Origin of the sequence: Desulfobotulus alkaliphilus (assembly GCF_007830435.1) — a bacterium.
Classification (GTDB): domain Bacteria; phylum Desulfobacterota; class Desulfobacteria; order Desulfobacterales; family ASO4-4; genus Desulfobotulus; species Desulfobotulus alkaliphilus.
In genome coordinates this window covers 1-4,680 of the sequence record NZ_VLLC01000073.1, presented here as the reverse complement: position 1 = coordinate 4,680, position 4,680 = coordinate 1, and the positions used below count along the sequence as shown (strand labels likewise).

At 46.6% G+C, this 4,680-nt stretch carries 2 protein-coding genes; one reads left to right on the top strand and one right to left on the bottom strand.

The window, feature by feature from the left end; all coding sequences use genetic code 11:
• A partial coding sequence (locus LZ24_RS17450; protein WP_186443233.1) for a hypothetical protein occupies positions 1 to 3,029 on the top strand: 3,029 nt, incomplete at its 5' end.
• Positions 3,030 to 3,311: 282 nt separating this feature from the next.
• Here LZ24_RS17450 and LZ24_RS16815 read toward each other — a convergent pair.
• On the bottom strand, positions 3,312 to 4,184 hold the full coding sequence (locus tag LZ24_RS16815; protein ID WP_144686869.1) for an Lcl C-terminal domain-containing protein: 873 nt from the start codon (positions 4,182 to 4,184) through the stop codon (positions 3,312 to 3,314).
• Positions 4,185 to 4,680 lie beyond the last annotated feature (496 nt).

Sequence of the window (4,680 nt, the reverse complement as noted above, 5' to 3'; positions counted from 1 at the left end):
ATCGTCTTCCGGATAATAGTGGATTTAACTGGTGGGTTAATCAGCTTGAAACCGGTGGCTTTACCCGTGCTCAGGCAGTGATGGCCTTTACTGATGCTGCCAAAACTGGTGCTACCACCCAGCATCAGCTTGACTACCTCAACACCCAGAACGATTATGCAGATTTTGTTAGAACCCATGATGGCTACAACGGCGACACCGTCACCCTGAAAGAGGGTAGGTGGGATGCGCACACCACCTGGGGCAATAATAAGGTTCAGGAATTCTGGGCGGATAATACAACGGGTGCTAATAACCCTGGTATCGGCTGGCCTGCTAACAGTCAGGGTTCCTCCCACCTCTTCATCAATGACATCCGCTTTAATGGCGATCAGCAGATTACAAGGGACTTTACCTTTGGTATGCGTTCTGTGGATGCCAATGCCAATTTCACAGCACGTTTGGACAGCCAGTCCTTTGTAGCAGCTGCAGGTGATGAATCTGGTTCCCAGTTGAATCTTCGCCTGATGGATCTTAATAATGCTGCCAGTGGAGAGTATTTGAAAGAATCTCCTTATACTGGTTTCCATTTTATGCTTGCAGGCCAGAGGATTGATGTAACGTCTGATGCAATCAATGCCGCCCAAACCTATGATGAGCTGCTGATTGCTATCAGAGAAGCTGTTCAGCAAATTCCCGCTCTTCAAAATTTTAACGTTTCATTTGGTCCAGACTTTACCCGCAGTGACGCCAATGGTGTTTTCCATACGGGTAAAACAATTGTGCTTACCAATACGGGTGAGGGCAGAATAGACACCGGTGGCTGGATCGTAGGCCCCGCAGGTATTCCCGGTGACTCTAACCTTGTGGCCCAGCAGGACAATATTGAGCCGGGCAGAACCTCACCTAAGATTGAAACCAACATCGTTCTGGATGATGCAGGTCGTGGTTCTCTGGCTGGCACCCTTGATGTTGGAGCCATGTCCAACTCTCCCCTTGGCATTGAGCGTTTCAATGTTACCGTTGACCGTGACAGCAAAATTACAGAACTGAAAACAACAGATAATAAGCTTCAGGATATTTTCATAGAATCCACAGGTGCCAAGGGCAGTCTTTATATCGGCGGGACTCAGGATGGTCTGCTGGAGATCAATGCTACGGCCTTTGAAGGTGCAAGCCTGAGCCTTGGTCAGGGTACAACCTATGCTGGCGGTGTTAATGACGCTATCGTAAACCTTGCTACACTGAATGCTGGCGGTATAAGCACAAATGTGACCTTTGTGGGTGCGAATAACGGTGGTCATCGTGCGACCATCAATACCGGAACGGGTAATGACCTTATCACCGTTAACCAGACGGGTGTATCAGATTCTGGCAGCACCAATACCAGCTCCGTGATCACAATTGGTGGTGGTACTAACACGGTTGTTCTGACCGGTGGAGCGAATACAACATCTGTTATTACAACAGGAACGGGTGCGGATACCATTCATGGTGGTGCGGTAGCGATTACAGCCAGAACTGGTGCTGGCAATGATGTGATTTATGCGGATAACACAGGTGCTAAAGCCAGTTTTGTTATGGCTGCAAATAATGCTGTCGGAGTTGCTGGTCTAGGTCAGGATACTACAGCTGGTTCCTTGAATCGTACGGTAGAAGTTGTTGAGTTGCTGAATGGACGTGAAATTCAAATAACCCTCGCAATTCCTGGCGAAGAGGCTGCTGCTTTTGAAGATGGTTTTGAAGTTAAGACGATCGTTAGGGCAAGCAATGGTGTTATTACCACAGAGCGTGATCTGTATAATGCTGTAGCAAACGCAATCAATACAGACGCTGTGCTGGGTAAGTTGGCTAGTGCACGAGTGGATTCAAATGGCCATTTGCAGGTTCAGTATTTGGTTGATGGTATGACCGCTGATGCTGATGAATTGCTGCAAATCGCTGTTTTGGGCGACTGGACAGATCTTGCTCCAGGCACACGGACTAATTTGTTGGATGCAATTGAACTTGCAAAAATGGATTCAAGTATTACAGCCGGGGAACTCGAAACGCTGTTTGATACTGCTGCTGTAGGCGCTGGACAATCGATTCCGGCCGGTCACGGTACACAAATTGTTGCAACTCAGGCTGAGACTGTGTTTACACTGGATTTAGCTGCTTTGGCTGCTGATGATGATTTGATCTTTACATTTGGTGGCGAAACCATAACAGTACCGATTGCTGCGGATTGGGCAACCAATCTAGATAATGCGTCTTTCACAGTAGGTGGTGTTGAATTCCTTGCAGACTTGACTGCTGGTGTTTGGACTTTCACCACAACTGCTGGAACAGCTCCCACTGGTACTTTGACAGCAACAGATGAGTCTGATGATTCTGTTTCTGAGACTCAGACGGGTACAGCACTGGGTAGCGTTTCTAATGCTGCTGGTGGACTTAACATCATCAATGCTGGTACTGGTAATGATTTGATTGTTTTGAATTCCAATGCAGATGTCATTGATGTTGTTGTTATTGACAGTGGCAGCTTTGGCAAGAATACCATTGTTCATTTTGATGATGGCGCTAATCAGGACATTCTTAAGTTTAACTTCTTGAATAACTTGGAACAGTTGAGTGGCAGTTCATCTCAGTCTCGTGATTACTTTGATACAGATATTGCTGCAATAACAGCTATGTCTGCAAACACAGTAAGTGTGACTGATTTTACAACTCTTAACAATGGTTTTGGTACGGGGCCTCTTACATTCTCTGGCCTGACTGATGCGCAGGTTCAGCATGCATTGAACGGTACTGCTGCAGGCGGTACAGCAGCAACCTTTAGTGCTAACGATGAGGCTGGTCTTGTAGCTAACGAACTGAAGTCAATTTTGTTGATTGAGAATGTAGACAACGAGGGTGAGTATAAGGTCGTTGAAGTTACAGCCAGCAACTCAGCTGCTGGTGTAGATGGTGATACGGCCTTTACCGGTGCTAGGATTGTTGGGACGCTGGATTTCGGTGATACTATCACTCTGGCTGTAGGCGAAAATAATGTACTTGGCTTTGCCTAAAGAGTAAATTTTAAAAGGATCAGTCTGTTTTTTAAGTAAGACGAACCCCCCATTGCCCCTCCCGGGTAGTGGGGGGTTTTCATTCTGCCTTTAAGAGTCTGTGTCTTTCCACAAGGGAAAGACACAGACCGTCCCGCTTAGTGATCCCCTTTTACAAGGCTATGCTAATCTGGTCGCAGCTTATGGCTTATCAGGCGGTTTCTACAGCAACGATTTAAGCAAAAATAAAACCCGTACCATTATGATGCGGGTTTTGCTTAATCCTGCGTAAACCAGTAGGGTTTACAGACCGTCATGAACTAAACGGATCTTTCCATTATAAATTTTGAAGAAGTTGTCGTTAACAGATCCGTTACCGAAATCAAGAAACCATGCTTTTTCAGCTTTGTATGCATGTGACGAAGCCGACCAAAACCAGCTCGATTCAGATGTATTGGCAAAAAAGTTTGTGTTTATGGTAGGCCTTTCGTACTTTCCGATACATGCTCCACTGCTTCCTTCATGGTGCAGATCTTCCCTCTCACCAGAGCTGCAATATACCAGTGTGTTTAGTTCATCAATGGTGGGAAGACGCCAGCCAGCAATCCCGCAAAGTGTTTTGTCATTTACGGCTTGTGTGTAGGCATATGTGTCACATTCACTTTCTGTACAGTCACCACCATCTTTCCTTCCATCATATCCGCCATTTGTTGCAGGGTCAGGATTGTACCATGAGTAAATATGGTTCCAGTCCCTCAGGCCATCGTCGTCTGTTTTTTCTTCCCATATAAGCCCGGTTTTATGATCTTTTATGCAGCTCCAAGAAGTAGCAGAGTCTGGCAGAGGTTTTCCTTTTTCATCAAGTTTTGTGTATAATTCACTTTTAAAACTGACACTCACAGTACAGTTGGATGTAACTGGTCCTGTGTAATAGGTATTGCCGGTAAGGGAGCCTCCGCATCCTGTAACGGATTCTATGGTGTGGTCATCATCGGGAGTTATTTCAAAGCTTGTGCTGTTGCCATGTTGTACACTTGCAGCCGCAGGATTTATAGTTCCTCCGTCACTGACCGTTGTGAAAACAGTGTAAGTATTGTTTTCTGGTGTACTGCTGCTGCTGCTGTTGCACCCGGCTAAAACAAGTGCAAGGATTAAAATACAAGCCGCTTTATGCATTATCGTTCCTTTCTTTAGGAGTTTATGAGGCTTTGCCTCCTTGATTTAGGAGGTTAAATAAATTTTAAAATAATTATCCGGTTTTGAGTTTCTTGCCAAGGGTTAGTTTCTCTCCGAAACCGTACAAACTAGAAACCGAGATAAACCGTAGGACACCCAGTGCGCCGGGATAAGCTGGCATAAGATTGGAGGTGCAAGTCCTCTATCCGGTAAGGTGTAGCGAACCGCCGGAGCCCCGAGTCATGGGCTGCTGCTCGTGAGGGTAGTGGTTAAGCGTTGACAGGGGAACACACAGGCTCGGTATTGAGCTCCGAAATCAGGGTTGGGAATGCTGACCGTGTTGGGTGAACGGGAAGGCAAAACTGAATGCTGCGTCAACGCAAGTGGCAGGCAGGTTCCCCGGAGTCGCTGACCCGGTGCATGTGTGGATGTCTCATGAACGGAACCCGGGAGGCCTCACTCAGCGGTACATTAAGAGTAACTGACAGCTCCAAGG